Origin of the sequence: Streptomyces tanashiensis (assembly GCF_014648895.1) — a bacterium.
GTDB lineage: Bacteria > Actinomycetota > Actinomycetes > Streptomycetales > Streptomycetaceae > Streptomyces > Streptomyces tanashiensis.
On record NZ_BMRZ01000017.1, the window covers coordinates 162,702 to 188,015 of the forward strand.

The 25,314-nt window shown below is 70.9% G+C and carries 14 protein-coding genes; 3 read left to right on the forward strand and 11 right to left on the reverse strand.

The features are described from left to right. Positions 1 to 35 precede the first annotated feature (35 nt). From IE237_RS33670 to IE237_RS33700, 7 genes are all read right to left on the reverse strand, one after another. On the reverse strand, positions 36 to 1,640 hold the full coding sequence (locus IE237_RS33670) for a glycoside hydrolase family 13 protein (protein WP_189805960.1): 1,605 nt from the start codon (positions 1,638 to 1,640) through the stop codon (positions 36 to 38). Positions 1,641 to 1,695: 55 nt separating this feature from the next. Continuing rightward, positions 1,696 to 2,571, reverse strand: coding sequence for a carbohydrate ABC transporter permease (locus IE237_RS33675; protein ID WP_189805961.1), 876 nt, complete (start codon positions 2,569 to 2,571; stop codon positions 1,696 to 1,698). 16 nt (positions 2,572 to 2,587) lie between these two features. Then, a complete protein-coding gene (locus tag IE237_RS33680; RefSeq protein ID WP_189805962.1) occupies positions 2,588 to 3,550 on the reverse strand; it encodes a carbohydrate ABC transporter permease in 963 nt (320 codons plus the stop codon). Between the two features lie 78 nt (positions 3,551 to 3,628). Beyond that, on the reverse strand, positions 3,629 to 5,047 hold the full coding sequence (locus IE237_RS33685; RefSeq protein ID WP_189805963.1) for an ABC transporter substrate-binding protein: 1,419 nt from the start codon (positions 5,045 to 5,047) through the stop codon (positions 3,629 to 3,631). A gap of 204 nt (positions 5,048 to 5,251) precedes the next feature. Then, complete coding sequence (locus tag IE237_RS33690; RefSeq protein ID WP_189805964.1) at positions 5,252 to 9,538, reverse strand: discoidin domain-containing protein; 4,287 nt, start codon at positions 9,536 to 9,538, stop codon at positions 5,252 to 5,254. Between the two features lie 202 nt (positions 9,539 to 9,740). Continuing rightward, positions 9,741 to 13,079: a CARDB domain-containing protein gene (locus tag IE237_RS33695; RefSeq protein WP_189805965.1), complete on the reverse strand. Its 3,339-nt coding sequence runs from the start codon at positions 13,077 to 13,079 to the stop codon at positions 9,741 to 9,743. A 212-nt stretch (positions 13,080 to 13,291) separates the two neighbouring features. Further along, a complete protein-coding gene (locus IE237_RS33700; RefSeq protein ID WP_189805966.1) occupies positions 13,292 to 14,302 on the reverse strand; it encodes a LacI family DNA-binding transcriptional regulator in 1,011 nt (336 codons plus the stop codon). A gap of 489 nt (positions 14,303 to 14,791) precedes the next feature. On the opposite strand from IE237_RS33700, the gene IE237_RS33705 reads away from it, so the two are divergent. After that, on the forward strand, positions 14,792 to 16,153 hold the full coding sequence (locus IE237_RS33705) for an alpha/beta fold hydrolase (RefSeq protein WP_229843261.1): 1,362 nt from the start codon (positions 14,792 to 14,794) through the stop codon (positions 16,151 to 16,153). Continuing rightward, complete coding sequence (locus IE237_RS33710; RefSeq protein ID WP_229843262.1) at positions 16,150 to 17,742, forward strand: alpha/beta fold hydrolase; 1,593 nt, start codon at positions 16,150 to 16,152, stop codon at positions 17,740 to 17,742. The genes IE237_RS33705 and IE237_RS33710 overlap by 4 nt, the downstream gene beginning before the upstream one ends. A 6-nt stretch (positions 17,743 to 17,748) precedes the next feature. On the opposite strand, the gene IE237_RS33715 is transcribed toward IE237_RS33710, so the two are convergent. From IE237_RS33715 to IE237_RS33730, 4 genes are all read right to left on the reverse strand, one after another. Beyond that, complete coding sequence (locus IE237_RS33715; protein WP_189805967.1) at positions 17,749 to 18,633, reverse strand: DUF4436 family protein; 885 nt, start codon at positions 18,631 to 18,633, stop codon at positions 17,749 to 17,751. A 227-nt stretch (positions 18,634 to 18,860) separates the two neighbouring features. After that, on the reverse strand, positions 18,861 to 19,943 hold the full coding sequence (gene corA / locus IE237_RS33720; protein WP_189805984.1) for a magnesium/cobalt transporter CorA: 1,083 nt from the start codon (positions 19,941 to 19,943) through the stop codon (positions 18,861 to 18,863). 51 nt (positions 19,944 to 19,994) lie between these two features. After that, the gene (locus IE237_RS33725; protein ID WP_189805968.1) at positions 19,995 to 21,050 is read right to left on the reverse strand and encodes a magnesium and cobalt transport protein CorA; all 1,056 of its coding nucleotides are present in this window, start codon (positions 21,048 to 21,050) and stop codon (positions 19,995 to 19,997) included. 383 nt (positions 21,051 to 21,433) lie between these two features. Then, complete coding sequence (locus IE237_RS33730; protein ID WP_189805969.1) at positions 21,434 to 24,229, reverse strand: TIM-barrel domain-containing protein; 2,796 nt, start codon at positions 24,227 to 24,229, stop codon at positions 21,434 to 21,436. Positions 24,230 to 24,547: 318 nt separating this feature from the next. On the opposite strand from IE237_RS33730, the gene IE237_RS33735 reads away from it, so the two are divergent. Next, a complete protein-coding gene (locus IE237_RS33735; protein ID WP_189805970.1) occupies positions 24,548 to 25,123 on the forward strand; it encodes a TIGR03086 family metal-binding protein in 576 nt (191 codons plus the stop codon). Positions 25,124 to 25,314: the final 191 nt, after the last annotated feature.

The following is a 25,314-nucleotide window of genomic DNA, read 5'->3' on the forward strand; positions in this document are numbered from 1 at the left end:
GGGGCTCTCGTTTCTCTCGTGGTGGCGGGCGCGGCTCAGGCGCGCAGCCAGACGGCCGTGTCCGGCGGGAGGGTGCCGGCGGGGTCGAGGGGGCCGCTGGCGAGCAGCCGGGTGTGGTGGGCGGGGAGTTCCACGGAGCCGGCGGAGAGGTTGACGACGCAGATCAGGCCGTGGTCGCGGGCGAAGGCGAGGACGCCGTCCCCGGCGGGGAGCCAGCGGAGCGGTCCGTCGCCGAAGCCGGGGACGGTGCGGCGCAGTTCGAGGGCGGTGCGGTAGAGGGTGAGCATGGAGTCGGCGTCGGCCCGCTGGCGGTCGACGGCGTAGCGCGCCCAGTCGGCGGGCTGCGGCAGCCACGGCTCCGTACCGGCGCCGAAGCCGTACGAGGGGGCCTCGGCCTCCCAGGGGAGGGGCACCCGGCAGCCGTCGCGGCCGGGGTCGGTGCCGCCGGAGCGGAAGTGCATGGGGTCCTGGATGCGGTCCCGGGGGATGTCGGCCTCGGGCAGGCCCAGCTCCTCGCCCTGGTAGAGGTAGACGGAGCCGGGGAGGGCGAGGGTGAGGAGGGCGGCGGCGCGGGCGCGCCGGGTGCCGAGCTCCAGGTCGGTGGGGGTGCCGAAGCGTTTGCTGGCGAAGTCGAAGGCGGTGTCGGTGCGCCCGTAGCGGGTGGCGGTGCGGGTGACGTCGTGGTTGCAGAGCACCCAGGTGGCGGGGGCGTGGACGGGGGCGTGCTCGGCGAGGGTGTCGTCGATGGTGGTGCGGAGGCGTCCGGGCTCCCAGGGGCAGGAGAGGAAGTTGAAGTTGAAGGCGGTGTGGAGTTCGTCGGGGCGGAGGTAGCGGGCGAAGCGTTCGGCGTCGGGGAGCCAGACCTCGCCGACGAAGACACCGCCGTACTCGTCGGCTATCGCGCGCCAGGAGCGGTAGACGTCGTGGATCTCGTCCTGGTCGATGTACGGGTGGGGGTCGACGCCCTCGACGAAGTCGCGGAGGCCGGGGTCCTTGGTGAGGAGCGCGGCGGAGTCGATGCGGACGCCGGCGACGCCGCGTGCGAACCAGAAGCGGAGGACGTCCTCGTGTTCGCGGCGGACGTCGGGGTGCGACCAGTTGAGGTCGGGCTGTTCGGGGGTGAAGAGGTGGAGGTACCACTCGCCGTCGGGGACGCGGGTCCAGGTGTCGCCGGAGAACTGGGAGGGCCAGTCGTTGGGCGGGAGTTCGCCGTTCTCGCCGCGGCCGGGGCGGAAGTGGAAGCGGGCCCGTTCGGGGCTGCCGGGGCCCGCGGCGAGGGCGGCCCGGAACCAGGCGTGCTGGTCGGAGACGTGGTTGGGGACGATGTCGACGATGACGCGCAGGCCGAGGTCGGCCGCTTCGGCGATGAGCTTCTCGGCCTCGTCGAGGGTGCCGAAGGCGGGGTCGATGGCGCGGTAGTCGGCGACGTCGTATCCACCGTCGACCATCGGGGAGGCGTACCAGGGGGTGAACCACACGGCGTCGACGCCGAGTTCGGCGAGGTGGGGCAGTCTCGCCCGGACGCCCGCGAGGTCCCCGGTGCCGTCGGCGTCGCCGTCGGCGAAGCTGCGCGGGTAGACCTGGTAGATGACGGCGTCGCGCCACCAGTCGGCGGTGCGGGACGGGTTGGGGGCTGCCACGTGACGGTCCTTTCGGGCAGGGGTGTGTGCGGTGGAGGTGAGGGGGTGGGGCGCGTCAGCCCTTGAGGCCGCCGGCGGTGAGGCCGCTCATGATGTTCCGCTGGAAGATCAGGAAGACGATGAGCGTCGGCAGCGAGGCGATGGTGAGGGCGGCGATGAGGACGTTGACCGGGACCCCGTTGGAGAGGGAGTAGATGCCCACGTTGAGGGTCTGCTTCGTGGGGTCGGGGAGGGTCAGCATCGGCCAGAGGAAGTCCTTCCAGACGCCGACGACCGCGAAGATCGACACGACGCCGAGGATCGGCCGGGAGATCGGCAGGACGATCGACCGGAGGATCCGGAGGGGGCCGGCGCCGTCCATGGAGGCGGCGTCGAGGAGTTCCTTGGGGATGGAGTCGAAGAACCGCTTCAGCAGGAAGATGTTGAAGGCGTTGGTGACGGACGGCAGCCAGATCGCCCAGGGACTGTCGAGCAGGTTGCGTTCCACGATCGGCACGTCGAGCACGGTGAGGTACTGGGGTACGACGAGGACGGTCGCCGGGATCATCAGGGTGGCGAGCATCATGCCGAGGACGGCCTTGCCGAGCACGGGGCGCAGCTTGGAGAGCGAGTAGGCGGCGGCGACGTCCAGGACGAGCTGGAAGGCGAGGGCGCCGAAGGCGTAGTAGAGGGTGTTGAGGAGGAGGGTGGCGAGGTCCATGACCTCCCAGGCCCGGGTGTAGTTCTCCGGGGTGAAGGTGCCGGGGACCAGGGTGGGCGGGGTCTGGATGACCTCCTGGGCGTCCTTGAGTCCGCTGGAGGCCAGCCAGTAGAGGGGGCCGAGGAAGACCAGGGTGAAGAGGACGAGGACCAGGCCGAGGACGATCCGGTAGGCGGCCCTGCCGCGGGGTCGGGCGAGCCGCGCCGGTGCGATGAGTGTGCGTGTGGACATGTGTGTCTCCCCGGTCCTACTCGTCCTCGGCGCGGCTGAGCTTCACGTACGCCGCCGAGAATCCGGCGAGGAGTACGAGCAGCATCAGGCCGAGGGCGGCCGCGGCGCCGTAGTTGTTGAAGCTGAAGGCGTACTGGTAGATGAGGTACACGACGGTGGTGGTGGACCCTTCGGGTCCGGCGCCGCCGGTGAGCAGGAACGGCTCGACGAAGACCTGCATGGTCGCGATGACCTGCATGAGCAGCATCAGCGAGAGGACGAGCCGGGTCTGCGGGATGGTGACGTGCCAGATCTTGCGGAGCAGGCCGGCGCCGTCGAGTTCGGCGGCCTCGTACAGCTCGCCGGGGATGGACTGGAGGGCGGCGAGGTAGATGAGGGTCGCGCCGCCCATGTTCATCCAGGTGGAGGCGATGACGACGGCGAGCATCGAGAGGTCGGGGTCCTGGAGCCACTGCTGTTCGGGCAGGCCCAGGAAGCGGAACAGTTCGTTGAGGAGGCCGTAGCCGGGGTCGTACAGGTACTTGAAGAGGAGGACCGCTGCGACCGGGGGCAGCATGACCGGCAGGTAGACGAGGAGCCGGAGGTAGCCCTGGGCGTGGCGGAACTCGTTGATGACGAGGGCGGCGACGAAGGGGACGGCGAAGCCCAGGACCAGGGCGAGGACGGTGAAGAGGAGGGTGTTGCCCCAGGCCTGCCAGAAGGCGGGGTCGTTCGCGACCGTCCGGAAGTTGTCGAGGCCGACCCAGGTGGTGCGGCCGCTCTCGGTCTTCTGGAAGGCGAGCAGGAACTCCCGGATCATCGGGTACCAGGAGAAGACCGCGAAGCAGAGGACGGCGCCGATGAGGAAGCCGTGGGCGGTGAGGTTGCGCCGCAGGGCCCTGGCGAACTGCCCCGTGGCCGGGCGGGGTGCCGCGGGGCCGGGCGGGGCGGGGCTGCGGTGGGGTGCCGCCGTGCTCGGGATCGTGCTGGGGGCCGGCATCGTCGCTCCTTGGTGCTGGGGTGCCGCTGCTGAGGGTGCTGGCGGGCGGGGCGGACCGGGACCGCCCCGCCCGGCGGGTCACTGGTTGGCCAGGACCTGGTCGACCTGGGTCTCGGCGGTGGCGAGGAGCTTGTCGATGTCGGCGTCCTTGTTGGTGAGGAGGCCGGACATCACGTTGTCCAGGACCTTGTAGACCTCCTGGGCCTTCGGCGGCTCGGCCTTGCCGGCGACCGGGTTGTCCATGAAGGACTTGAAGTTGGCGACGGGCATGGTCGCGTTCTGGGCGCGGTTGGCGTCGTCCGTCCTCTTGGAGGCGTTCAGCCAGAAGTTGGGCTGCGGGACGCCGACCGGGAGGCCGTCGGCCTTGGAGCGGGCCCAGTCGAACTGGCCCTTTCCGACGGTGAGGTTCTTGTAGTTGAGCCAGGCGACGGCGGCCTTGATCTTGTCGGGCGAGATGCCCTTCTTGACCATGTAGTTGTTGCCGCCGGCGAGGGTGTTCCGGCCGCCGGGTATCGGCCCCATGCCGAAGTTCTCGTACTTCGCGCCGAGCTGCTGGACCATGTACGCGATGTCGTCGGGGGCGGCGAGGAACATGCCGAGCTTGTCGGTGGCGATCTGCTTCTGGAGGTCGCCCCACTTGAGCAGCTGGGTCTTGCCCATGCTGTCGTCCTCCCAGCGCATGGCGTGGAGGTTCTTCGCGACCTGCTTGCCGAGCTCGTTGTTGAAGGCGGCCTTGGTGCCGCTCGCGTCGACGACGTCGCCGCCGAGGCTGTACATCTGGGCGGTGAAGTGCCAGCCGCCGGTGTTGCCGGCGCTGTACTCGCCGAAGCCGGAGATGCCGTTGCCGAGGCCCGCGATCTTCTTGGCGGCGGCCCGGACCTCCTCCCAGGTGCGCGGCGGGTTGTCGGGGTCGAGGCCGGCGTCCTTGAAGAGCTTGCGGTTGATGAGCAGGCCCATCGTGTAGTTGCTGGTGGGCAGGCCGTACAGCTTGCCGTCCTGCTTGAGGGAGCCGAGGACGTCGGGGTCGATGTCCTTGAGGAGCGGCACGCTCTTGTCGGTGACGTAGGCGCTGATGTCGGCGGCGCCGTCCTCGGAGAGGACCTGCGGCAGGTCGGTGAAGTACGTGTAGAAGACGTCCGGCTGCGACTTGGCCTTGAGCATCGCGGTGAAGCGCGGGGGCTCCAGGCACTGGCCGGGGGTGGAGCGGCCCTCGATGGTGACGTTCGGGTACGTCTTGTTGAACTCGGCGACGTCCGCCTTCCATTCCTTGAGTTCGGCGGCCTTGGCGGCGGGCGGCATGCAGTCGATGGTGAGCGTGACCTTGGCCTTGGGGTCGAGCGGCGCGGAGGGGTCGGAGGACCCGCTCGCCCCGTCTCCGCCGGTGCCGTTGTCGCTGCTGCTGCTCGTGCCGCAGGCGGCGAGGGCGGTCAGCGTGAGGGCGGAGACGAGGGCGACTGCGGCGGGTCGGCGGGTTCGGCGGAGCCGGGCACTTCTCATGAGTGGTCCCCTTCGGGCGGCGTGGAGGTCACCCCAACTCGGATGCGTGGGTGGGGTGCGCACACTCAACCACCCCCAACAAGTGAACGCAAGATATCGCGCCGATTTCGTAAATGCTCGACATTGCAGCGCAACCTTGCATGAAGACGAGGCCGGCGCAAACCACTCGAAGCGGCTCGCACCGGCCTCGCCGGGGGGTGGGTGCTAGGGGTTGACGTCGATCCTGAAGGTGGAGGTGGTGTTGCGGATGTCCACGGCGTTTCCGCTCGTCCGCAGCCCGTTGAAGGTCACCTCGCCCACCGCCGGGCCCTGGCCCGACTCGGGCTGCTCGTTGGCCCACAGGCCGAAGCCGGACTTCGCGTCGAAGGCGTCACCGCTCTTGCGCGCCCCCGTGACGGAGATGTCGGTGAAGACGGTGTCCTTGATGGGGAACTGCGGCTGTCCGCCCACGTAGTTGGTCTGGAACATCACCCCGCTGTAGGTGGGGTCGACGATGTCGACGTGGTTGACCCGGATCCCCTGGAAGACCTTCGACGCGGAGAAGACCCAGATGCCCGGGAAGGTCTGCGCGCCCCAGAAGTGCCCGCCGGCCCGCACGATCGAGATGTTCTCGAAGGTCGTCGGCCCGGTTCCGAATCCGTTCATCGGATAGCCGAAGTCCAGCGAGGAGATGGTGATCCCGGAGTAGACCAGGGTGTCGGCGATGTGGATGTTCCGGAAGGTGTTGTCGTACCCGCCGTAGACGGCCACGCCCGCCGCCCGCCAGGTGAGCGTGCTGGTCAGGTTCTCGTAGACGTTGTTCTTCATGTCCGCGCCGCCCGCGTCGATCGCCGAGAACAGCGCGAAGCTGTCGTCCCCGGTCGCCCGTGCGTCGTTGTTGGTCACCAGGTTGTCCGTCGACCCGTTGGTCATGTTGACGCCGTCGGCGAACAGGTTCCGGATCCGCGCGTTCTTGATCGTGATCCGGTCGGTGTTGGCACCCCAGTAGAGGCAGACGAAGTGCTCGTTCCAGATGTCGTCGATGACGATGTCCGACACGTTCGCGAAGTCGAAGACCTTGCCCGGGCCGTCGATCCGCGAGGTGTAGTTGCCGAAGTAGGCGAAGCCCTTGAAGAGCGAGCCCTTCGCCGCGGCCTCGGCCCGGAAGCCGACGTCCGTGTTGTCCTGCGTCGACGGCGCGTGGAACCTCGTGTACCAGGGCCCGGCACCGATCACCTTCACGGCCTTGCCGTACACCTGGAACTTGCTCGACGTCTGGTAGTCGCCCGGCGGCAGGTAGACGCCCACGAGGGCGCCCGTGGTGTCCATCCGGACCCGGTCGAGCGCGTTCTGCACGTCCTGGTGGGTGAAGCCCGACGGGACCGCGTACGCGGCCGGGTCGGGGTTCGCCACCGGCGCGACCTGCTCCAGGTTCACGAAGTCGATCGCGTACGTAGAGGTGTTCGCGGCGTCCTTCTGGAGCCGGATCCGGCTGCCGGCCGGCACGGTCTCGCCGAGCATGAGCTGCGCCTCGTCGTAGATGTGCCGCGGGCCGCCCGCGCCCGGGGAGTTGCCGGGTGCGGTCTCGGAGCCGTACAGCCACGCGTACTTCGAGGTGAGCGGCAGGGCCTTCTTGAAGACCCCGTCGACGTAGACGTCGATCGTCGAGTCGATCCCGCCGCCGCCCGGTGCGTCCGGGATGGAGAAGCGGGTGACCAGGGTGTTGGTGGACGCCCGGGTGGTGAACTCGACGTACTCGCCGGTCGCGTCCAGGTTCACCGCCTTGCGGCCGGACGCCTCGCCCGCGATGTCGCCGACCGTGCGGTTGGGCCCGACGACGGTCGCGCCGCCGCCGGTGGTGCCGTCCTCCGCCTCGTACATGTCGTACGGCATGTTCGCGCCGCGCCCGACGAAGAGGGGCTGGGTGGCGGTGTTGTTCTGCCGCTTCACCGGCAGCTCGTTCGCGTCGTCGGCGAGGACCGTGCGGACGGTGTACGAGCCGTCGGCGGCCGTCCAGGGCCCCAGGCTCACCTCCGTCTGCGCCCCCGGTGCCAGCGCGCCGCTGTACGAGCCGCTGAGGGTCTTCACCGTGCCGCCCTGCTCGTTCAGCAGGGTGAGCGTCACCCCGTGGGATCCGGCGGCGGTGGCGACCGTGCCCTGGTTGCGGACCGAGGTCTTGAAGGTGACGCTGTCGCCCGCCGAGGGGCTGGAGGGCGAGGTGGTCACCGAGGCGACGGTCTGGTCGGAGCTGTCCACCGGCCGCACCACGAGCGCGGCGGGGCTGGTGTACGTGTTGTCGGTCTCGTTCTGCTCGACGACCTGGTCCGCCTCGTCGGCGACGGCGCTCAGTTCGTACGAGCCGGCGTCGCGGGCCCCGATCGAGGCGGTGACGGTGGTCTGGGCCCCCGCGGCGAGCGCGCCCACCGCGACCGTGGCGACCTCGGTGCCGCCCAGACGCACGGCGAGTGTGCTGGCCGGGGCGGCCGCGCTGCCGTCGTTGCGGACGGTGGCGCCGACCGTGATCGGGTCCGACTCGACGGGCGAGGCGGGCGAGACGGTCAGCCCGGTGACCCTCAGGTCCGGGTTGGGCGCCGGGACGCCGATCACCTGGAACTCGGCGATCTGGCCGGCCGGGGCCCCGGTGTTGGCGGTGATCCGGAGCTGCACGTCGGCGACCCGGGCCGTGAGCGGGATCGTCACCTGATTGCCGCTGCCGGGGTCGAAGGCGTAGCTCTTCGCCGCGACGAGGCTCGTGAGGCCGGTGGCGTCCTGGGCGCGGCCGAGGACCTCGATCGTCTGGGAGCGGGCGCCCCAGGCGGTGTCGGGGTTCAGCTTCAGGACGAGCCGGTCGAGGTCGGCGCCGGCGCCGAGCCTGACGGTGAGGGTGTTCGGGTAGCTGCCGCCCGCGCCCTCCCAGTAGGTCGCCGTGCTGTTGTCGTTGGCGTTGGCGGCGGCGAAGGTGTGGACCGTGGAGGAGGCGCTGATCGCCTTGCCGACGGCCAGGTTGGAGCCGGTGCCGCCCGTGCCGTTGCGGGTGACGCTGTTGCTCGCGCCGGACCGGTTGCCCGCCGCGTCCTTGGCCCGCACCTGGTAGGTGACGGTCGCGGAGGCCGGCTGGGTGTCGGTGTAGGTGGTGACGTTCCCGGCGACGCTGCCCCGCAGGACGTTGTCGGCGTACACGTCGTAGCCGGTGACGCCCGTGTTGTCGGCGGACGCCGTCCAGGTCAGGCGGATCTGGCCGGAGGCGGGCTCGGTGTAGGCCAGGTTCGCCGGGGCCGTCGGCGCCTGGGTGTCGCCGGCGTCGCCGATCCGGGTGACGGTGTTGGAGTCTCCGGACTGGTTGCCGGCGGCGTCCTTCGCCCTGATCCGGTAGGACACCGTCTGGTTCGCCGGACGGGAGTCGGTGAACGTGGTGACGTTCCCTGCGACGCTGGTCAGCAGGGCGCCGTTGGCGTAGACGTCGTATCCGGTGACGGCGGTGTCGTCGGTGGCCGCGTTCCAGGTCAGGCGGATCTGGCCCGAGGCGGGCTCGGTGTAGGCCAGGTTCGCGGGGGCGCTCGGCGCCTGGGTGTCCCCGCTCGTCGGCCCGTAGACCTCCAGCTCGGAGAACTGGGCGGCGTTCTGCACGGTGTTGGCGGTGACGAGGACGCGGACGTACCGGGTGGTGGTGGTACCGAAGGTGACCGTCGCGCTGCGCCCGCTCGCCGCGTCGAAGGCGTACGCCTGGGCGGCGGTCAGATCGGTGAAGGAGGTGCCGTCGGTGCTGCCCTGGATCTTCAGGGTCTGGCTGCGGCTCCCCCAGCCGTCCGGGAGCCGCAGGACGACGCGGTCGACGCGGAGGGCGGCGCCCAGGTCGGCCTGGAGCCACTGCGGGAAGGCGCCGCCGGTGCTCTCCCAGTAGGTGGCGCGGTTGCCGTCGTTGGCGTTGGCCGCCGTGTAGGTCTGGGTGCTGCTGCTGGCGGAGAGCGTCCTGCCGGCGGCGAGGTTCGGGGAGGTGCCGTCGGCGCCGTGCACCTCCAGTTCGGAGAGCTGGGCGGCGGTCCAGCCGGTGTTGGCGGTGAAGTCGACCCGTACGAAACGGGCCTGGGCCGCCGGGAAGGCGATGGTGACGGTGTTCCCGGCGCCCGGGGTGAAGGCGTAGGTCGCCGAGGACTTCAGTGTGGTGAAGGCGGTGCCGTCGGCGCTGCCCTGCACGGAGAGCGTCTGGTTGCGGCTCTCCCAGCCGGCCGGGAGCCTGAGCACCACCTCGTCGACGCGGGTGGCGGTGCCCAGGTCGGCCTGCACCCACTGCGGGAGGGCGGAGCCGGAGCTCTGCCAGTACGTGCCCTGGTTGCCGTCGGTGATGTTCGCGGCGCCGTACTCGGCGTGTGCGCTGCTCGCCGCGGCGGCGTCGCCCAGGGCGAGGTTCGGGCCGCCCGCCGCGTGGGCGGTCGTCAGGGGACCGCCCAGCGCCAGGAGGCTCGTCGCGATCGCGGCACTCAGGCACCGTGATCTCCAGTTGCGGATCCTCATCGCTCCTCGGTTCTCGTTCGGGGTTGCGTCCAGAATTCGCGCCGGAATGTCGATTCCTTGCGCGGGACGCTCAGAGAGTTCCAGAGGATCGTGGGGTCGTCTACCGCTGCGGCAGGGCGAGTTGAGAAGGCGTCAGAAGCCGTGCCCGGGCATGCCGAAGCGGCGGTCCGCCCGTGGCGGACCGCCGTTCCCGGGGCCCGGATCAGCCGCGGTTCACCACGAACTGCGAGCCGGGTTCGACGAGGACGTCGCCCTCCGCCGTGTTCGCGAAGGTCACCCCCGTCAGGGTGGCGCTGCCGCGCGCCCCGCTCATGGCGAGGAGCCCGGAGCCGTTGACCGTGCCGTCGACGCGGACGTTGCTGATCTTCACGTCGGGCATGGCCCCGCCGCCCGTCTTGAACTGGATCCCGTCGTACGTCGAGTCGAGGATCTCGGTGTCCCGGATGGTGACGCCCGGGATGTCCTGCCCCTGCGCGAAGAGCGTGATGGCGCCGAACTCCTGGTCCTCGTTCCAGAAGGCACCGCCCGTGCGGTACAGGGCGTTGCCGGCGATGAGGGTCTGCCCGGAGAAGGGCAGCGGGTCGTGGTCGGTGGCCAGCATGATCCCCGGGTAGTTCATGGTGTCGGCGACCACGTTGTTCTCGATGGTGTTGCCGTATCCGCCGTAGACGGCGATGCCGTTGGCCCGCCAGGGCAGCTGGATCGTGTTGTTGCGGAAGTGGTTGTCGTGGCCGACGTCCACCGAGGTGTCCTTGACGTACTTGCTGGCCCAGACGGCCAGGGCGTCGTCGCCGGTGTTGCGGAAGGAGGAGTTGTAGACGGTGGAGTTCCGGGTGCCGTTGGCGAAGTTGATGCCGTCGGCGTAGGTGTTGCGGATCCGCATGCCGCTGAACTCCAGGCCGTCGCCCGGCCCCCACAGCTCGGGGAGGTTGGAGTAGTCGCGGCCGACCCAGACGCCGACGTTGGCGTGCTCGATCCAGACGTTGCTGATCTTCGTGCCCTTGCCGAAGCGGCCGTTGAGCCCGACACCGCCCTCGGCGTTGCCGTCGCCGCCCCGGATGGTGCCGGAGCCGAAGATGGCGAGGTCCGAGATCTGGGTGTTGGCGTCGATGTCGAAGCCGAAGTTGCCCTCGTGCGGGTGGTTGATGCCGCCCGCCTGGTGCGGCGGGGTCAGCGTGTAGAGCTGGGAGTGCCACATGCCGGCGCCGCGGATGGTGACGTCCCGGATGCCGACCTGGTTGTACTGCCCCCGGTTCAGCGGGTCGTCCGTGAGGATCTTCTGCTCCTGCCGCCACTGTCCGGCAGGGATCCAGACGCAGCCGATCTCGCCCTTCTGGTCGGCGGTGACGGCCCGCTGGAGGGCGTCGGTGTCGTCGATGCCGTCGTTGGGCACGGCCCCGTACTCGGTGATGGAGACACAGCCGGCGGGCTGCTGTGCGGCCGGGGCCACCTGCTCCAGATCGATCAGGTCGAGCACGTAGAAGGAGGCCCGGTCGTCGCTGTCGCGCTGGAGCCGGAAGCGGGTGCCCGGCGGGTAGGACTGGGTGAGCAGCGTGTGCGACTCGTCGAAGAGGCGGCGGGCGTCGCCGCCGGGCCTGTTGGTCAGCCCCTCCGGGTCGTCGGTGGTGCCGTACAGCCAGCTGTGCTTGGACGAGAGGGTCAGCTTCCGGACGAAGACGTCGTTCGCGTAGAGGCTGAGGGTCGCCTCCTGGCCGCCGCCCGCCGCCGCGTCCGGGATCGAGTTGCGGACGGTGAGGGCGTTCGCCTGGTTCACCGAGGTGAACTCGACGTACTGCCCGCTCGCGTCGAGCCGGACGGAGCGGCGGCCCGAGGACTCGGTGGCGAAGTTGGTGTGCCCGAAGGTGCGCAGGCGGTCGGCGGTGAGCAGGGTGCCCTGGTAGCGGGCGTCCTCGGCCTCGTACTCGGTGTACGGGACGGCGGCGCCGCGCCCGACGACCATCGAGCGACTGAAGACGTTGTTGCTCTCGTCGGTCTCGGCGAGGGTGCCGGTGGCGTCGGCGGTGGCGGTCAGGGTGACGCCGCCGCCGGTGGCGGTCCAGGTGCCGGAGACCGCGACGGTCACGGTCTGTCCCGCGCCGACGGCGCCGGTCGTGCCGTTGAGGGTGGTGGTGCCGGCGGTGAGCCGGGTGACGGTGCCGGCCGGTACGGCGGTGGTGCCGCGGTTGTGGACGGCGACGGTGAAGGAGACGGGTGCGCCGACGGCCGGGGCCGAGGGGTTGGCGGTGATGCCGGTGACCATGAGGTCGGGACCGGGGCTCTGGCCGACGGTCAGCTTCGAGGCGGCGGTCCGGCTGTTGTTGGAGTCGTCGAGCTCCGCGACCGCGTCGGCCGGGTCGGCGACGGCGGAGACGGTGTACGCGCCGACGGAGCGGCGCCCGACGGGGACGGCGACGGTCGCGGAGGCCCCGGCCGGGAGGGAGGCGACCTGGGCGGTGCCGGCGACGGCGCCCTCGACGCTGACGTTCAGCGTGGAGGCGGGGGCCGTCGCGGTGCCGGCGTTGCGGACGGTGGCCTGGACGGTGACCGCGTCGGCCTCGCTGGGGGCGGCGGGGGTCCAGGTGAGGTCGGTGACGACGAGGTCGGGGGCGGGGGCGGCGGTGCCGAGGACCTGGAGCTCGGCGACCTGGGCGCCCGGGGCGCCGGTGTTGGAGTGGAAGGTGAGGCGGATGTCGGCGAAGCGGCCGGTGACCGGGACGGTCACGGTGTTCTGCCCCGACGAGGGGCTGAAGGCGTGGTCGGTCCGCGGCTTGAGGGTGGTGAAGGCCGTGGCTCCGGCGGCGCGGCCCAGGATCTCGAACGACTGGGTGCGCGGCCCCCACGCCTGGTCGGGGTTGAGCTTGACGACGACGCCCTGGACGTCGGCGTCCGCGCCGAGCTTCACGGTGAGGCTCGCGGGGAAGCCGGCCGACTCCCAGTAGGTGCCGGTGGAGTCGTCGTTGGCGTTGACGGCCTGGTAGTTCTGGGTGACCGAGGTCGCCTCGATCGCCTTGCCCCGGGCGAGGTTGGTGCCGTCGGCCGGCGGCTCGACGGTGCCCGGCTCGCCGTAGACCTCCACGGCGGAGAGCTGGGCCGCGTTCCAGCCGGTGTTGGCGGTGATCTGGACGCGTACGTACCGGACCTGACTGCCGTTCAGGGTGAGGCCGACCGCGTTCACGGCGGCCGGGTCGAAGCGGCGGGCCTGGGCGCCGGCCAGGGTGGTGAAGGCACTGCCGTCGGTGGAGCCGAGGACGGCGAGGTTCTGGTCGCGGGCCTCCCAGCCGGAGGGCAGCTTGAGGACGACGCGGTCGACGCGGACGGCCGCGCCGAGGTCGACCTGTGCCCACTGCGGGAAGGCACCGGCCGGCCCCTCCCAGTAGCTGGCCTGGCTGCCGTCGGTCAGGTTGCCCGCCGGGTAGCCGCCGAGGGCGCCGGAGGCCGTGACCGGTCTGCCGAGCGCGAGATCGGTGTCCGCCGTCGTGGCGGCGTTCGCGGGGACGGGCAGCAGCCCGAGGGCGACCAGGGCCGCGATCAGCAGCCCCATCGCCAATCGTCGTCCGTACACAGTGACTCGCAATCTTTTGAGTGAAACAGTCAATGTTTTGCGATTACTGGGGGCACAGATTTCTACTGGATGACGACCCTGTCAACGGAACGGACAGGGAAATGACAAAGGCACCGCTTCCGGAGCCGTCCGAACGACGACAGGAAACGGTGCCTTTGAGGAGGAAGCGGTACGGCGCTCCCGCCGGGGCGCTAGCGGGACGGCGGCGGGGCGGTGGAGCCCCGCACGACGAGCTCGGGCTCGAAGAGCAGCTCGCCCGGGTGGGAGTGGACCCCCTGGATCTGGGAGCAGAGCAGCTCGACGGCGGCCCGCCCCATCGCCTCGATGGGCTGACGGACGGTCGACAGCGGCGGCTCGGTGCAGTTCATGAAGGCGGAGTCGTCGAAGCCGACGACCGAGACGTCCCGGGGGACGACGAGCCCGCGCCGGCGGGCGGCCCGGATCGCCCCGAGGGCGAGCGGGTCGCTGGCGCAGACGATCCCGGTGACGCCCTGCTCCAGCAGGCCGTTGGCGGCGGCCTGCCCGCCTTCGAGGGAGAAGATCGAGCGCACGATCTGCGCGTCGGGCAGCGGGGTTCCGGCCGCCTCGGCGGCGGCACGCGCGGCCTGGAGCTTGCGCCCGGAGGGCACGTGATCGGCGGGGCCCAGGAGCAGGCCGATCTTCTCGTGTCCGAGGGAGGCCAGGTGGCGCCAGGCCTGCTCGACGGCGACGGCGTCGTCGCAGGCGACGCAGGGGAAGTCGAGCCCCTCGATGGAGGCGTTGATGAGGACGACCGGGATGTTGCGCTCGGCGAGCTGGTGGTAGTGGTCGTGCGGGGCGTCGGCCTGCGCGAAGAGGCCTCCCGCGAAGACGACGCCGGAAACCTGCTGCTGGAGGAGCAGGTCCACGTAGTCGGCCTCCGAGACGCCGCCCTTGGTCTGGGTGCAGAGCACGGGGGTGAGCCCCTGCTGGGCGAGGGCGCCCCCGATGACCTCGGCGAAGGCCGGGAAGATGGGGTTCTGCAGCTCGGGCAGGACGAGTCCGACGAGCCGGGCGCGCTCGCCCCTGAGCTGGGTGGGCCGCTCGTAGCCGAGCACGTCCAGGGCGGTGAGGACGGACTGCCGGGTGGCTTCCGAGACCCCCGGCTTGCCGTTGAGGACACGGCTGACCGTCGCCTCGCTGACCCCCACCTTTTTCGCCACCTGAGCAAGTCGTCGCGTCATACACGCAAGACTAGCGCAAGCATCGCAAGAGAATGACAGCCAGTTGCAGTTCCCGCGCAAACAAGCCTTCCCGGCGCGGCCTTCAGTAACGCATTGTCATCGCCGATCACTCATTGCTCCGAGTGGCGCTCCCCCGGTGGTGACCGTCCGGCCCTCGACGAAGGCTGGCCTACGCGGTGGCCGCCCCCCGGGACGTACGGGGACGGACGGAGCCGCACACCATCGTCGTCGGCCTCGGCACGGCCGAGGCCGACGGAAAGACGGGTACAGATGACGGAACAAGGCATCAGGACAAGCTGCCCGCCGTTCGCTCGCGGGCTGGCGCTCGCCGCGGCCGGTCTGGCATTCCTGGGCGCGATCGGTCCGACACCGAGCAGCGCCCTGTCCTCCCCCTTCGCCGGGCCGCGTCCCGAAGGGCCGGCGCGGTTCGTGCCCGGTCCCTGCCCGGACACACCCGAGCCGATCCCCGGACGGTGCGGGGTCCTGGAGGTGCCCGAGAGCCGGACCCACCGCGGCGGACGGACCCTCAAGCTCACCGTGGCCATCGTCCCGGCCGCGTCCACGACGCCCGCCGGGGACCCGGTGGTGTTCATGGAAGGGGGTCCCGGCGGAGACGCGATCGGGGCCATCCCCTTCCTGATCGACTCGGGTGTGAACCGGGATCGCGACCTGATCGTCATGACCCAGCGCGGCGGGCTCCACTCGCAGCCGAACCTGGCCTGCCCGGAGATGGACCGGTTCAACGCGGCCTCCGTGGGACTGCCCTACGACACGCCCTCGACCGGCCGGCTCCTGGTGCGCGCCGCCAAGGAGTGCCGGGACCGTCTGACGGCCGGCGGCATCCGGCTGAGCGCCTACAACACCACCGAGAACGCCGCGGACTTCGCCGCCCTGCGCCATGCGCTCGGCATCAAGAAGTGGAACGTGTACGGCTACTCCTACGGCACCGACCTGGCCCTCACCTACCTGCGCCGGCACCCCGAGGGGATCCGCTCGGTGACGATCGACTCGGTCGTGCCTCCGCAGATCGTGAGCCTGCCGTGGGCCTGGGACAGCGCCCGGGAGGGAATCGGCACGATCTTCGCGGCGTGCGAGGCCCAGCCCGCCTGCAAGAACCGCTACCCGGACCTCTCGCGCACGCTGACGGAACAGGTACGGCGTCTTGAGGCGAACCCCCTGACGCTGACGGTGCAACCGCCCGCCGGCGGAGGCCCGGTGAAGGTCGTCCTCGACGGGGGTGCCCTGGTGAACCTGCTGGTCACCGACGGCGGCGCCCTGCCCGCCACCGAGGTCCCCGCGGCGCTGGACGAACTCGCCCGCGGGAATCCGGAGCGCTTCGCCCAGGCACGAGCCGCCGGGGCGACGCCCGTCATCGGCGAGTTCGCCCACGGTCTGACGCATTCGGTGGCGTGCGCCGAGTGGGCGCCGGGCTACACGAAGGCGGACCTTCTCGCAGCCGGGCGCCGGGCGTTCCCCGGATGGCCGGACACCGTCCTGGCCCACGCACCGCAGCTTCCCTTCGAGCACGACCTGTGCCGCGTCTGGAACGTCCCGGACCGCACCGCGGTCCAGCGGGTGGCCACCTTCAGCAAGGTGCCGACGCTGATCATCTCCGGAACGTTCGACGCGAAGACGGGGGCGAGCTGGGGCCCGTACGCCGGCCGCACGCTGCCCCGCTCGACCGCCGTGCCGATCCCCGGAATCGGCCACTTCGTCGTTCCCCAGTCGCCCTGCGCACAGACCGTCCTGGCCTCCTTCCTCACGCGTCCGACCGCACCGCCCGACACCGGCTGCGTGGCAGGACTCGCCCCGAAACCGTTCACCATCACCCCTGCCCCGGAGACCTCATGATGTCCCTCCTGCCACCCCGCCGCCGGCGCGCGTCGCGCCGGTTCCCCGTCACGCTGGCCGGAGCCACGGCCGGTGCCCTCGTCGTCGGCCTCACCGCGCTGCCCGCCGGTGCGGAGTCGGGCGCCGGAGCGCCGCTCGGCACGGTCGCCCGGACGGCGGGCGACGCCCGCTACAGGCCGGGCCCCTGCCCCAGGACGGCGGACCCGATCCCCGATCTGGAGCGCGCACGCTGCGGAACGCTCACCGTTCCCGAGAACCGTTCCCGGCACAAGAGCCGGAAGATCACCCTCGCGGTCGCGATCATTCCCGCGGTCGCCAAGAGGCCGGCATCCGACCCGATCGTGTGGCTCGCCGGCGGACCCGGCGACGACGCGGTCTCCGAGATCCCGATGGCGGTCGGCGGCGGCCTCAACCGCGACCGTGACGTGATCTTCATGTCCCAGCGCGGGACCTACTCGGCCGACCCCGAGCTGACCTGCCGGAACGTCGACGAGTTCGCCGCGAACTCCCTCGACCTCGTCTTCGGCGCGCCGTCCACCGGGCGGCTGCACGTCCAGGAGACGCGGAAGTGCCGTGACCGGCTGGTGAAGCGCGGGGCCGACCTCAGCGCCTACAACGGCACCGAGAGCTCCGCCGACTACGACGGACTGCGCAGGGCCCTGGGCATCAGGCAGTGGAACGTGTTCGGCATCTCCTACGGCACCGACCTGGCGCTCCAGTACATGCGCCTGCACCCGAAGGGCATCCGTTCGGTCGGCATCGACGGCGTCCTGCCGCCGTCCCTGGCCGGCGGGGCCGTGACCTGGAAGGCCGCACGGGAAGGTTTCGACGGCATCTTCGAGGCCTGTGCGGAGCAGCCCTCCTGCAACACCCGCTACCCGAACCTCAAGGGCACCTTCGAGCGTCTGGTCAGCGAGCTCGAGGCCCGACCGGTCACCACCACCGTCACGGTCCCCGGCCACCCGGAGCCGGTGAAGGTCACGCTGGACGGCGGACTCCTGGTGAACTGGCTGACCTTCGCCAGCCACGTCGCGGCAGGCGTGCCCCGCTCCATCGACGAACTGGCCCACGGCAACCCGCAGCGGATCGCCGAGCAGTACGCGGGCGGGAAGCTCAGTCCTCAGGCCATCGGGAGGGTCTCCCACGGGCTCGTCTTCGGCGTCTTCTGCAGGGAGTGGACCCCGTTCGAGAGCGAGGGCGACGTGATCCGGGCAGGGCGGCGCCTGTTCCCGACGTTCCCCCGCTCGGTCGTGGCCAACGCTCCCCTGCTCAGCTGGATGCACGCGGACTGCCGCGCCTGGGACGTCCCCCCGGCGGACCCCTCGATCCGGCAGCGGACGTACAGCGACATCCCGACCCTCGTCCTGTCCGGCGGGTTCGACTCCCAGACCGCGCCGAGCAGCGGACCGTACGCGGCCCGCACGCTGAGCCGGTCGACCGCCGTCACGGTCCCCTACGTCGCCCATGTGGTCTTCGCCGACTCGCCGTGCGCGCAGACGATCACCCGGTCGTTCTTCGACACTCCGGCCGCGCCGGACACGGGATGCCTCGCGGGGCTTCAGCCGCCCACGTTCGAGGTCGCGCCGTAGCCCGTCCTAGGTGCGGGTGTCGTCCGATCGGAGGGCGGTGTGGACGCCGGTGATCACCACGGCGATCAGGCAGAGAGCGATGATCGTCTCGGCCCACAGGAACGCGAACCAGTCCAGCACGCAACCGATCGGAGGTGAACCGGGGGCCGTGTTGCGGAACGCCGAGAGCGCGAACAGCGTGGCGGCCATCCAGGCGAGGGCGGGCCAGACCAGCCCCCGGTTGCGGGCCGTCAGATACCAGGCCCCGATGAGCACGGACGCGGCCAGCGCCCACATCACGACCATCATGAAGAGCGCGAAGACCAGCAGGCTGCCCGAGCGGGCCACCACCACCCCCAGGGCCGCTTCCTGCGGGGAGGCCGTCGGTGTCGCGGAGACCGAGAACAGCGTGTCGTTGTTGGAGAACAGCACCCGCACCGGCACCGGTTCACCGCCGAGAACCGCCCAGAACTCGATGTCGGTCTCGTAGGTGTCGAACGGGTAGTCGCTGATCGATCCGCCCACCATGGCGACCTGCACGTCCTTGGTCGCGAGCCGCTCGTGCGCCTTGAACGCCAGGTCGCCGAGGGTCGCCGCGGAGGTCTGGAGGGTGAGATCGGCCACCGGAGCGGTCCCCTCCTCCTCGCCGAAGCTCCCGCGCGGGACGGCCCGGACCCTCAGGACCAGCTCTCGGGCAGAGGCGTCGACGCGCTGGACGGTGGCTTCCACGTCCACACGGTCGGCGGCTCCGGAGCCGGCGGTGTGGATCGTGTCCATCGCCTGCCGCTCGGTGTACTGCAGCCACGACCCCACGGCCACCGCCACCACGATCAGGACCGCGATGGGGATCAGGATCGGCAGGAGCGACGTCCGGGAACGGCGCGGGCGAGGCGACTCCGGGGGTGCGGCCATGGCGACTCCGGCGGGCTGGGAGGAACGGGCTTGTCCGGCCGACGCCGGCCGGGAGACCCCGCACCCACGCGGCGCGGTCGGCCGGACCCGGCGCGATCGTCGCGGGCGGCCGGCTCCGCCGAGACGCGCGGGGGCGGTGGCCGCAAGGCGATCCTCGCCGACCCGGCAGACGAACCACGGCATCCGGGCGGGTGTGTCGACGCGGGCGTGCCGCGTGCCCGGGGAGGTCAGAGCCAGCCGTTGCGGCGGAAGCCCCGGTGGATCACGAAGCAGGCGACCGCCATGACGCCGAGGACCATGGGGTAGCCGTAGGTCCAGCGCAGCTCGGGCATGTGCTCGAAGTTCATGCCGTAGACGCCGCAGACCATGGTCGGGACCGCGATGATCGCGGCCCAGGCGGTGATCTTGCGCATGTCCTCGTTCTGGGCGACGGTCACCTGCGCGAGATGGGCCTGGAGTATCGAGTCGAGGAGCGCGTCGTACGAGGCGACCTGCTCGTTGACCCGCGCCAGGTGGTCGGCCACGTCACGGAAGTACGCGCGTACCTCGGGGGCGACGGTCGGCACCGGTTCGGCCGCCAGGCGCTGGAGTGGACGGCCCAGGGGTGTCACGGCCCGCTTCAGTTCGAGGAGTTCGCGCTTGAGCTGGTAGATCCGGCCGACGTCACCCCGGTGGCCCTGCTCGGAGAAGACCGCCGTCTCGATCGCCTCCAGGTCGTCCTGCACGGCTTCGGCGACGCCGAGGTAGTCGTCGACGACATGGTCCGCGATCGCGTGGAGCACCGCGGAGGGCCCCTTCGCCAGCTGCTCGGGCTCCGACTCCAGGGCCTCGCGGAGCGGGCCGAGCGAGCCGTGTCCGCCGTGGCGGATGGTGATGACGAAGTCGGGCCCGGTGAAGGCCATCAGCTCGCCCGTGTCCACCACCTCGCTGGAGGCGGTGAGCTCCTCGTGCTCCACGTAGCGCACCGTCTTGAAGACGGCGAACAGCACGTCGTCGTACTGCTCCAGCTTCGGCCGCTGGTGGGCGTGGACGGCGTCCTCCACCGCGAGCGGGTGCAGCCCGAACAGCTCGGCCAGCCCCGCGAACTCCTTCTCCTCCGGCTCGTGCAGACCGATCCAGACGAACCCGTCACCCGCCTTCCGCACACGCCGGACGGCCTCGTCGACCGACCGGACGTCGTCCTGACGTACGCCGTCCCGGTAGACCACGCAGTTGACCACGGCGCTGCCGAGGGGCGAACGCGCCGGGTGGCTGAGGTCCACGGCACGCCGGTACGTCCGGCGGACGGCACTGCGCAGACGGTGAATCATCGACACGGGACACTCCTTCGGCAGACAGCCGGCCAGTCTGCCAGCACAGGCTCACTCCGTGAGGGTCGGCTCCTCGCGCCGGACGGGGTGGGTCACCTCCGGCATCGGCTGTGCCAGGTGGCCGCGGCGGCGGCGCAGCCAGGCGTAGAGCAGGAGGGACGGCAGCAGCAGTCCGCCGACGGTGAGGGCGAGGAACGCCGGGAAGCCGCTGATGTGGCTGACGAGCCATTCGAAGTTCTGCCCGAAGAAGCCGACCACGAAGGACAGCGGGAGGAACACGCTGGCGAGGACGGTGAGCCGCTCCATCGTGGCGCTCTGCCGGAGGTTGATCTTGTTCTGCTCGACGGAGATCACCGCGATGTTCGCCTCAAGGACGGTGGTCAGCAGGTCCCGCTGGGCCGCGACCTCCTCGTTGACCAGCAGCAGGTGGTCGTGCACGTCGCGGATGTACGGCAGGAGCGCCGGGGTCGACTTGCCGGACTGCAGGCGTCGTCCCAGTACCGCGAGCAGCGGGTGCACGGCGCGGTAGAAGTCGGTCGCCTCACGGCGCAGGAAGTAGATCCGTTCGGTCGGGGCGACCGCCCCGGAGAACACGGTGGCCTCGATCTGCTCGATGTCGCGTTCCAGCTCCTCGACGACCGGCGCGTAGCTGTCGACCACCTGGTCGAAGATGGCCCAGAGCGTGGAGGCGCTGCCGGTCTTCAGCAGCTCGGGGCGGGCTTCGAGCCGGCTCCGGGCCTCGTGCAGCTCGCTCGCGATGCCCTGGCGCACCGTGATCACGAAGTGTTCGGCGAGGAAGATGCTGATCTCGCCGGTGTCGATCTCCTCGCGCTCGTCGTCGTAGCGCGCCGTGCGCAGGATGATCAGTTCGGTGCCGTCCTCGTACTGCTCCGCCTTCGGCCGCAGGTGGAACGTCCGGGCGTCCTCGACGGCCAGCTCGTGCAGTCCGAAGACCTCACGGACCCGGCTCAGCTCCTCGGGGCTCGGTTCGAACATGCCCAGCCAGACGAATCCGCCCAGCCTGCAGCGCGCGGCCGCCTGCTCCAGCGGCATCGCGCCCTCGTGCTGCCGGCGCCCGTCACGGTAGTGAGCGCAGTCGACGATCATGGCCGCCTCCTCGCGGCCGGGCGGCGGGCGCCGTCTCCTGCTCCCCGGCGGCGCGGCGCGCCGTGCCGGCCTCACACCCATAGATGCTCCTCCGACTCGGCGGGAATGTCCCGCCCCGGCCGGGCACGGACGTCGCGACGGGTTCGGGCCGCCACGGAAGGGCCGCACCGCGGACCTGTCGCGAAGGGTTCGGGCCGCCACGGAAGGGCCGCACCGCGGACCTGTCGCGAAGGGTTCGGGCCGCCACGGGAGGGCCGCACCGCGGACCGGGCGATTCCTCCGCGCGTACCCCACCCGGGTACGGCTCGTCGCGAGCTCGCTCCGCCGTTCCACGCCGGGGCGGGCGCCGCTCGTGGACGCCCGCCCCGGCTGTCGCCTCCGCCTCAGCCGGAGGGGCGACCGGTGGCGGTGAGCTCGGCCAGGCTGGTCCAGGGGCCGCGGTTGCCCGCCTCGGTCAGCGCCCGCAGGCGCAGGTACCGGCCGGGTTTCGCGGTGAACGTCACGCGCGTCGCCGCCGCGGTGTCCGGGAAGGTGCCCGTGGCCACCGGGGTGCCCCAGGAGGTCGTGCTGTCCGACACGTACAGCTCGTAGGAGCCGATGCGTCCGTTGACACCTCCGTCCTGGCGGGGAAGGTGCGTGACGGAGTCGACGTCGTAGCGCGCGCCCAGGTCGATCTGGATCTCGTGCGGGAGGGCGGGCGCGTTGCCGGACCAGCGTGTGTGCCAGTGGGTGGCGGGGTTGCCGTCGATGGCGTTGGCCGCGGCGCCGTTCTCCGCCGTCTTCTCCTCGCTGTCGGCGCGGATCACGCTCCAGCCCGCCTGGCCGATCGGGGCGCTCCCCGCGACGGGGGTGCCGGTCGGGACGGTGAGGGCGGTGGCGGTGAGCGTGAAGGCGGTGCCGGTGCTGCCGGTCTTCACCCAGAGCGTGCCCGAGCGGTCGGCCGCGTCGTAGTACCAGCCGGTGACGGCGGCGTTGTACGCGGCCCTGCTGGTCAGCGCCGGAAGGGCGGTCGTGCCGACCCTGACGGTGCCCGGGGCGCTCGCGCTGCGCAGGGTGAACTCGTATCCGCGGGACGCGGGCTTGCCCGTATAGGTGCCGGTGCTCGCTCCCACCGAGACGGTCACGTCGCCCGTGCCGGACGTGGGTGCGGTGACATCGACCTGCTGCCGTGCGGAGGCGCCGGTCTTGTAGGCCCGGGTGACGCCGTCGTCCTCGTAGAGGCTGAAGGACGAGTTGCCGCGCGGCTGGATGTCGTACGTGAGGGTGGAGACGGGCTTCTCGCCCGTGTAGTTCATCTGCGGCCACATCGGAACGACCGCCCCGGCCTTGACGAAGAGCGGCAGGGTGTCGAGGGGTGCGGAGTAGCCGTTGAGCCAGCCGGGCCCGTTGTAGACCTTCCCGGTCCAGTAGTCGGTCCAGCTGCCCGCCGGGAGGTAGATCCCGTCACGTGTGGTGGTGTCGGAGACGACGGGGGCGACGAGGAAGGAGTCCCCGGCCATGAACTGCCCGCTGGTCTGGTTCCCTCGCGCGACGGGGTCGTTCGGGTACTCCAGCACCATGGCCCGGGTGGAGGGGACGCCGGTGTCGGAGGCCTGGCGGCTCATCGTGTACAGGTAGGGCATGAGCCGCATCTTCAGTTGCAGGTACTTGCGGTTGATCGACTGGTACGGCTCGGAGAAGCGCCAGGGCTGCTTGTCCTGGTAGCCGGCCGACGGGTTCGTCGCGCCCCAGCCGGACATGGTCATGAACGCCGGGGTGAACGCCTTCCACTGCAGGTCGCGCACGTACGTCTTCGGGCTGCCGCCGAAGATGCCGTCGACGTCCCCGCTCGCGTAGTTCAGGCCGGACAGCCCGGCCCCCGCGATGGCAGGGACGTGCCAGCGCATGGCGTCCCAGGTTCCGGAGGTGTCCCCGGTCCACACGACCGCGTTGCGCTGGGTACCCGCCCAACCGTCCACGGTCCACACGAATCGGCGCGCGTCGGAGTTGTTCTCGATGCCGTCGACGGCCTGCTTCACTCCGTTGAAGGCGGTCTTGTAGCCGCCCCCGATCCAGGCGACGTCCGTCTTCACCGCCCGGGAGCCGGCCGTGCCCACCTCCCAGCCGATGCCGGACAGGCCCGTGGACGTCCAGAGGCCGGTCTGGAACCCCTTCTCCTTCAGCTGGGTCACCGTGGCCGGGAGGTTCGTGTAGCCGCAGCCGTAGCCGTCGTTGGGGAGGAACCAGCCGGAGGGCATGTTCGCGGCACGGGCGTCCGTGGCGTAGCCGACGACGTCCGGGGTCGTCTGGTGGCGGAGCCGGTCGTGGTCGCCCTGGTAGGCCGGGTTCGACGCGTTGAAGCAGTCGGCGTTGCCGAGTTCGAGACCCCAGACCGGGGCGAGGAACGGCTTGCCGGTGACGTCGGTGTAGCCGTTCAGGACGTCCTTGAGGGAGCCGCCGGCGAAGTACCAGGCGTCGAAGCGGTTCTCGTTGTGGCGCAGGGACGTGGGCGCCCCGAAGGAGTACGAGCCCGGGGACCAGGTGTTGCGCATGACGCCGTAGCCGTTGGTGGACATGTAGAAGGGTGCGGGGCTGGCGTTGCTGTTCTCGGTCCACTGGTTGGAGACGGCGACGGGGACGGTCTTGTCCCTCAGCGCCCATTCCCCGAGCCGCAGTCCGGTCCCGTAGAACTGCTCGTCGGCGGCCCGGGTGAGGAACTGGGTGGTCTGCCCGCCCGTCCAGGTCGTGGGCTGCGACTCCGCCCACAGGAGGGTGGAGTCGTCCGCGCGGTAGAGGGCGAAGGTCAGCGGGGCCTTGTTGATGCGCAGGCTGAGGGACGGCGTGCCGACGCGGTAGTACGACCCGGCGTCGGTGAGGGTCGCTCCCACCGCGCCGAAGGCGGTGTTGATGGCGAGGTCTCCCCCGGCCGGATCATCGGTGAAGGAGCCGTCGGGGGAGAGCCAGACGCGCAGGATGTCCGCGCGGGCGATCACGACGCGGGCGGCGGCACCGCTCGACGTGGTGACGGTGAACGTGTCACCGGACCGGGAGACACCGGTGACGTTGCCGGCGGATGCCGCGTGGGCGGCCGGCGCGGGAAGGACGACGGCCAGGAGGGCGGCGGTGAGGACCGCGGCCAGGGTCAGGGCGATGCGTCTGAGGCCGGGTCGTGGCAGGGCGGACGGGACTGTGGGGGTCATGCGACTGGTTCTCCTCACGATGTCGGCGGCGCCGGAGTACGCGGCGCGGCGGTCGTTGGAGCTGTTCCTGTCGGGGCGTGAGACATGGCAGCAGTGACACGTACATGACGTCAAGTGCTCAAACCCGCATGGTTACGCGCAACTTCGAGCACGCGAGGCGTCGCGACGTTCACACAATGCGGCGCGCGGAAAGTCCGCCGGCCCGCACGCCGCCCTGTCCGCCGACCGCATCGGGCCCCGACGCCGAGCGGGCCCCGGCCGCCGCGCCCTGGCGCGTTTCTTCAAGACGGCTGGGCCGGTCCGGTCCAGCATCACCCCATGACGTACGACGAATCGATCCGCCTCGATGTCCTTCTGGACTCCGCCGCCACCCACGCCGTCCCCGTGGTGTGCGGTGTCGACGAGGAGCTCTTCTCCGCAGCCACTCCTTGCGACGAGTACGACGTGCGCGCCCTGCTGAACCACCTGTTCCACGTCGTCGTGAACTTCCAGGCCCTCGCCGCCAAGCAGCCCGCCGACTTCTCCACAGCCCCCGACTACGTCGCGGAGGCGGACTGGCGCGCCCGGTTCGAGGCCGAGGCGCGGAAACTGGTCACGGCCTGGTCGACACCCGGAGCGGAGGACGGCACCACGGGCCTCATGGACATGCCCGCCCGTACCGTCGGATCCATGGTGCTGCTCGACCTGACGGTGCACGCCTGGGACGTGGCCCGTGCGACCGGAGCACCCTTCGAGCCGGCCCCTGCGGTCGTGGCGGAACTGGCGAAGGTGTGCGCGGAGATGGCGCCGATGGGGCGCCGGATGAACGTCTTCGCCGAGGCCGTCGTTCCCCCGAAGGGCGCCTCCGCGTTCGAGCACCTGCTCGCCGCGACAGGCCGGGATCCCCGCACCTGATCCCTCCGCCGCAGCGCACCGGGGCATCCTCGCCATAGCGTTCAGCCGCAATCCATTGCAACGCCCCAAGGGGTGATGTTGCATTAGATTCAGAACCATTGCAATGAAATCCTGCAACTGACCTGCGGAAATAGTGTTTTCACGCAATGAAGTGCTTGCCGGACCTTCGAACGCAACGTAGCTTTTCCTTC